This window comes from Clostridium sp. AM46-21 (assembly GCF_003480025.1).
Lineage (GTDB): Bacteria > Bacillota > Clostridia > Lachnospirales > Lachnospiraceae > Coprococcus > Coprococcus ammoniilyticus.
Map to the genome: position 1 here is coordinate 57715 of NZ_QUIB01000021.1, position 6148 is coordinate 63862.

Here is a 6148-nt window from a genome sequence, read left to right on the forward strand (position 1 = left end):
GATATCATCAATGGCTAAAACAACTAAGTTCTATGGAACAGGAAGAAGAAAAAGCAGTATCGCCAGAGTTTATATCGCTCCAGGTACTGGTAAGATCACAATCAACAAGAAAGATATGGACGAGTACTTCGGACTTGATACACTGAAAGTTATCGTTAAGCAGCCATTAGTTGCTACAGGTACAGATGGTAAGTTCGACGTTATGGTTAACGTAAAGGGCGGCGGATTCACAGGTCAGGCCGGTGCTATCAGACATGGTATTTCAAGAGCATTACTTGAGGCTGATTCAGAAGAATACAGACCAATCCTCAAGAAGGCCGGATACCTTACAAGAGATCCTCGTATGAAGGAAAGAAAGAAGTACGGCTTAAAGGCAGCTCGTCGTGCTCCACAGTTCTCAAAGAGATAATTCAACCGAATATCGAAAAAGAGCAACAAACCCCGAAAATCCAGTATTTTCGGGGTTTTCTTTATATTCTGAAAATTTATCAAACATCCTCAAAACACACGAAAATCTATCGATAACTAACACACAACTAACAGGTAACTGACAAATGATCACCATAATTAAAATAATTCTTTCTCAGTAATTTGTATATAAGAAGATATGATGTTGAAAAATGTCTTTTATTATCAATTGTAGTGGAGTATAATGATAGAAAGTACAAAGGGGAATTTTTATGAAATTACTTAAAACAAGTGACGAATTGATATCTCATATGAAAATAAAGGGAATAAAATTTGATATAGCTAAAGAAGAAGATGCAAAGGTATTTCTTCAAAATAATAATTACTACATGAAACTAGCATCTTATAGAGCCAATTATGACAAGCAAAAAAGTAACGATAAGTACATAAATCTTGATTTTGCTTATTTGCAGGAATTGTCAACCATTGATATGCATTTACGGTATTTAATATTGCAAATGTGTCTTGATGTCGAACATGCTTTAAAAACCAGATTGTTAAAAGATATAGAGGATAATCCAGAAGAAGATGGCTATGATATTATTAGAAGATTTGTTACAAAGTATGAGAGAAGTTGTCAAAATATACAGAAACACAAATCTAGTGAATATTGCAGAGAATTGATAGAGAAGTATTATCCATATTTTCCTGCATGGGTATTTGTAGAATTAATATCTTTTGGAGATATGGTGAAGTTGTATGAGTATTATACGGAGAGGTATCCAGGGCGTTTAAAAGATAGTGACTTGTTGTATTCAATAAGGGATTTAAGAAATGCAACTGCACATAGTAATTGCCTGATAAATAAACTTCAAAAAGGAACAAATAAGCCATCTGTTAAAATTATAAAATTTGTTTCAAATATAGATGGAATAGGTGCGTCTATGAGAAAGAACAAATTGAGTAATAAGTTTTTGTATGATTTTGTTACATTGCTTTATGTTTACAATGAATTTATTAATGCAGATGTTGTGAAAGAGAAGAGGTTTAAGCAGATACAAGAATTTATAGATGGTCGTGCAATAAAAAATAAAGAGTATTTTGATAAAAATGAATGCATAAAAACAGCATATTTTTTTGTAAAAAAAGTTGTTGACTATATAAATGAAGCGTGTTAAAATATATACACGATTAAAAAATTAACTTTTTGTAGGGAATGGGTCTTTACTCGTTCCCAATTTTTTTTGCATAAAGCAGTGTGGATAACATCAGAGATATTTTCGGTAACGAACACGTAACTGACAAAATGTGTTTGAATGTTTTAAAATCAATATTTGATGTTCTCAAAGAGATAAGAAACAATTATATTCAATATTTCAAGAACCCGCAGGAATCAAGTATTTCTGCGGGTTTTCTTTATTTTGTATAGGAGCAGAAACACCCCTGAAACACATCAGAAATTAATTACTAGTAACGTACTAGTAACACACTAGTAACACTCTACAAGGTGTCTTGTGCAAGACGCTTTTTTATATTCTTTCGTAATTCCGGCTTGGACTTTGACCAGAAGACTTACAATTCAAAGCAGAATATGACACTTTAGAAAAGTATATTACACACTTTGGAATTTGTGTTCTGGAGTGTTTTTTTGTGTGAACTATGATAGAATAGATATCATAATAGCTTATAGTGTGTTTTGCATATTAACTGGTATGGAAGGATTGTTTATAAAAAATGGTAAAAGTGAATTACTATTGAACAGGTAGTCTGTAGGCAATTAGATATCTTTAATGGCATAGGGTGATGAATAATGGAATTTTTGAATTGAAATTAATAGAAAAGATTGGTCAGGTATTTTCGATTGCAATGCATGATAGAAAATATAATCGTTATCAGTTTATAAAGAAATGGTGCTTTTCAAATACCTGCCAGGCGGTATTTGATTTTGACGAGACATTATGTTCGCAGGCGAAATCTTATATTTTAAGAACATTTGAAAAAGAATACCAGGATAATTTACCGGCGAAAGACGCAGATAGTCCATTATATGAAGATGATGCGTATTGGTTTGGATATCTAATAACTTACTGGCATTTTTTGTATGGCATTTCTGGTAAAGAAATCATGCAAAAGTATGATGTCTGTAAGATACTAGATGAGTTTGATCCATTGCATACACTAAGTATTAAAGCAGCGATCGACAAGATCCGGGAGGATGATAGAAATGAGTGAGATAAAAGTATACCATGGATCATATTGTGAAGTGAGCATATATGCAAATAAAAAAGCCGGAAAGGAGAATAGATGGTAACATTACGATTTGTATTTAACCAAGATAAGTTAAAACAGGCAGGAAAGACCGAGGATGAAATGCTTGCCCCAATGCGGGATCATGCTAAAAAATATGAGATCGCAGAGCCGGAGCCGGGATTCTTTGTGAAAGATGGAGAGGATGCCTTGTGTGTAATCGGCATGTATATTCCTAAAATTACAAGAAAAGATGTACATTATCTAGATTATCTGGATGAATGGACACTTGATGTAGACGGAGAGAAAGAGAACTGTATAGAGGAATCCAGATCATGGATTCGTCAGCATGAAAGACGATATGTAGGGTAGTGGAATATGAGGAGAAAACAATTATCATTTGATATTGACACAAAGGTTGCAAAGGCTATACTTGGAAAGAATAATTACATCAAAGCATATTTAGATGTTCGAAAATTCCTGGAAAAGGAAGGATGGGAGCATATAGAAGGTAGTGTCTATATGAGTAAAAAGCCGTTAAGCACAACACAGGTTATGCATTTGTTAAATGATTTGATATGGGAGTATCCATATCTGACAAAGTGCTTCCGGGAGATTCATCAAGCGGATGTATTCAAGGTACATTCCCTGTCAAAGCAATTTGAGTATGATGGAACGCCAGGAAGATTCGCTAAGCAGGAGCTGACACAAAAAATGAAACCAAAGCATAGAAGTAGATAGAGTAGGTAAGAAAAAGGGGTGGTTACTATGATGAAGAATAAGGGTAAAAGATTAGTTGTTTTGTTAATAGCTGCATGTATGATCCTGTCTATGTTTTCCGGTATGACAGTATCCGCAGCAACGAATGCAGAAATATATGCAACAACCAACACAATCAAGAAAGTTGATGGAAAATATTATTATGTGAATGCATCCGGAAAAATGGATAAAAAGACTGGCTGGAAGAAAGTTGCCGGAAAATACACTTACTATGTTGGATCGAAAGGTAATGTTACTGTAAAGATCACTAAAGGAAAATATTATAAGTGGAGTGATGGTCAGTTTAAGAAGCAGCCAGTGAAGAAGAATAGTACAAAGACCATCAAAGGTAAAGCTTTTTATGTGAATAAAAATGGGAACATTGAGAAAAAAACTGGATGGAAAAAGATAGCCGGTAAGTATGCGTACTATGTAAATAGTAATGGTGTAGTATCTCTTAAAATTACCGGTGGAAATTATCAGAAGTGGAGTAATGGTCAGTTTAAGAAACAGTCCCTAGAAAAGTATAATGGAAAGATTATTATCATCGGAAAGAAAGCATTTTATGTGTCAGAAGATAAGATCGTGCGTAAAACAGGTTGGAAACGTGTTTCGGGTGCTAATTTGTCCAGTATAACGAATCCAAGGGGATACTATGTAGGAACAAAAGGCTCGGTTCTTTATAAGGAAACAGCAAAGGGGACATGTAAGATCACTTCTGCAGGTGAGGTATCTGATAAGCTTATGAAAATGGTTGGAATGGATCTGTATTTGTAAAGAATGGAAAAGTGCAGATCAAAACGACTGTTACAGTAGGTGGATATATAAATGTATTTAATAAAGATGGAAAGAGAGTGACATTAAAAAAATCCGGCAACAAAATTGTTAGATCGGACACAAACGAACCAGTTACCACAAAAGGAGCTTATAAGGTTGGATCTGGTAGCAATAAGCAAACCTATTACGTTACAAATAACGGCAATATCAAGAAGAATGGAACAGTTACAGTCAATGGAGTAAAGTATACGGTTGACGCATCGGGAAAGTGTACAAAGGTAACTGAAAATGGTTCCGATAATAGTGATGGATCCGGTAATGATGGAGAACAGAATTCTGGTACGAATGGCAATCAAGAGCAGCAGTCTCATGTATGTAAGTGGAAGGTGGTTATGAACAGTAGTTTGTCACCGGTTAAGACCAATTATAAAGAACATGCTGCAGTTACCAAGATAGTCAACAAGAAGATCCGAGATGCTTACGATGAACCAATTTATAGTGAAGAACCTTGGTATGTATGTAATTCTTGTAGTAGAAGGGGAATTGACGATCAGGAATGCGCATACGAGACTTATGAGGAATTACTAGAGCATCACAAAGCCAATAATCATGGTGGAAATCATCTCATAAAGAAACTTTTACGCTATGAGCATCACGATGCAGTCTATGCAGACGTAGAAGAAGTAGTAGAAAAAGAATGGTCAGAGTGGGATCAAACATATAAATGTACTGAATGTGGAGATATCATGACAGAGCATGTAGTTAATAAGAATGGAGAGTTAATTTACACACCAAAAAAAAGTGGAGTGCTTGTTGACATTAATGGAAATGAGCAGGATAAGGTTACTGCTGGAGTATCGTATAAGTAATTTCCAGAACCAAGAAAACCAAGAAAACCTGGAAGTGGGATTTCAGGTGTGATATGATAGAATCAGTTCAATAGAACGATATAAGACCTCTACAGAAATGTGGAGGTTTTTTATTGCACAAAATTGAATATAACAAGGACGATGGTCATAGCTGCCGGAGGAATGATAAAGATTCTTCCAGATATGGTGCTTTGACACTCGTCCTTTTTTTATAAATAAAAATATTATTTTCAAAGGAGGACTGAAAGATGTTCAAAATGAAAAGACAGTGGAAAAGAATCATATCCACAATCATGGCTGCACTTATGGTAGTGACAGTCATTCCAAGCAGCTTTGGTTCATCATCGGCTGCTGAAATTGCAACACCGGGAGATGCTGATCAGACAGGATATGTCAAGATCGAAGCAAAACTGCCGGAATCTGATAAGAAAGGAGAAGATGTAACAGGTATTGTATATGAGGTATACAAAGATGCTTCCTGCAAAGATGAAGTAGGCGCATTTGTATTATCCTGTGATGGTAAGGCTTACAATTCTTTTATTGTACGATATCGGCGAAAGGTGGACAATTTTTGTTGTAAAGGGGGTGATTATTAGAAATAAAGGGTTAGATTATTTTCTTATACAAACACATAATTTATTTAAACAATGAACAAGAAATGATAATATATGTCATATAAAGGAGGATTATTTATGTTAAGAAATATAAAAGAAAAAATTAAAAATGTGCTTTGCGACCTTATTTATAGACTGGGGCAACTAATTATGTTTTTTATTGATATTGTGTTACATCCAATAAAAAACATTTCATGTATTTTTATAGTAGTTTTATATGTTTTATTAGAAAAAACAAATATACATAAATTAAGCGGAAAAGATATGTTTCTTTTTTCGGCAGGGATGGTTACTGTATTGACATTTATTGTATCTTTTTACAAAGTGTGACAGTAGAATCTAATAATAAGGAAAAATTTTATTTTGGATATAACTTAAAAAGAAATTTACAGTAGAATCTAATAATAAGGAAAAATTTTATTTTGGATATAACTTAAAAAGAAATTTGTACAATAATTTTGGATAAAAAGATTA

At 33.9% G+C, this 6148-nt stretch carries 9 protein-coding genes; all 9 read left to right on the forward strand.

The annotated features are described in order from the left end of the window. Positions 1 to 10: 10 nt before the first annotated feature. The 9 genes from rpsI (at position 11) to DW959_RS13110 (ending at position 6004) form a co-directional block, all read left to right on the forward strand. On the forward strand, positions 11 to 409 hold the full coding sequence (gene rpsI, locus DW959_RS13070; protein WP_008402708.1) for a 30S ribosomal protein S9: 399 nt from the start codon (positions 11 to 13) through the stop codon (positions 407 to 409). A 271-nt stretch (positions 410 to 680) separates the two neighbouring features. After that, positions 681 to 1586 (forward strand): Abi family protein, encoded by a 906-nt coding sequence (locus DW959_RS13075; RefSeq protein ID WP_117822102.1) that lies wholly within the window; start codon positions 681 to 683, stop codon positions 1584 to 1586. Between the two features lie 646 nt (positions 1587 to 2232). After that, on the forward strand, positions 2233 to 2640 hold the full coding sequence (locus DW959_RS13080; RefSeq protein ID WP_147340233.1) for a hypothetical protein: 408 nt from the start codon (positions 2233 to 2235) through the stop codon (positions 2638 to 2640). A gap of 72 nt (positions 2641 to 2712) precedes the next feature. Further along, on the forward strand, positions 2713 to 3027 hold the full coding sequence (locus tag DW959_RS13085; RefSeq protein ID WP_117822100.1) for a hypothetical protein: 315 nt from the start codon (positions 2713 to 2715) through the stop codon (positions 3025 to 3027). A 6-nt stretch (positions 3028 to 3033) separates the two neighbouring features. Beyond that, complete coding sequence (locus DW959_RS13090; RefSeq protein ID WP_117822099.1) at positions 3034 to 3396, forward strand: hypothetical protein; 363 nt, start codon at positions 3034 to 3036, stop codon at positions 3394 to 3396. A gap of 27 nt (positions 3397 to 3423) precedes the next feature. After that, positions 3424 to 4191, forward strand: a complete 768-nt coding sequence (locus tag DW959_RS13095) for a hypothetical protein (protein ID WP_118616363.1) — start codon at positions 3424 to 3426, stop codon at positions 4189 to 4191. Between the two features lie 11 nt (positions 4192 to 4202). Next, positions 4203 to 5060, forward strand: coding sequence for a hypothetical protein (locus tag DW959_RS13100; protein ID WP_118616365.1), 858 nt, complete (start codon positions 4203 to 4205; stop codon positions 5058 to 5060). A gap of 248 nt (positions 5061 to 5308) precedes the next feature. Then, entirely contained in the window at positions 5309 to 5656 is a 348-nt protein-coding gene (locus DW959_RS13105; RefSeq protein WP_117785668.1) for a hypothetical protein, read from the forward strand. Positions 5657 to 5752: 96 nt separating this feature from the next. After that, complete coding sequence (locus DW959_RS13110) at positions 5753 to 6004, forward strand: hypothetical protein (RefSeq protein ID WP_118616367.1); 252 nt, start codon at positions 5753 to 5755, stop codon at positions 6002 to 6004. The last annotated feature ends 144 nt before the right edge of the window (positions 6005 to 6148 follow it).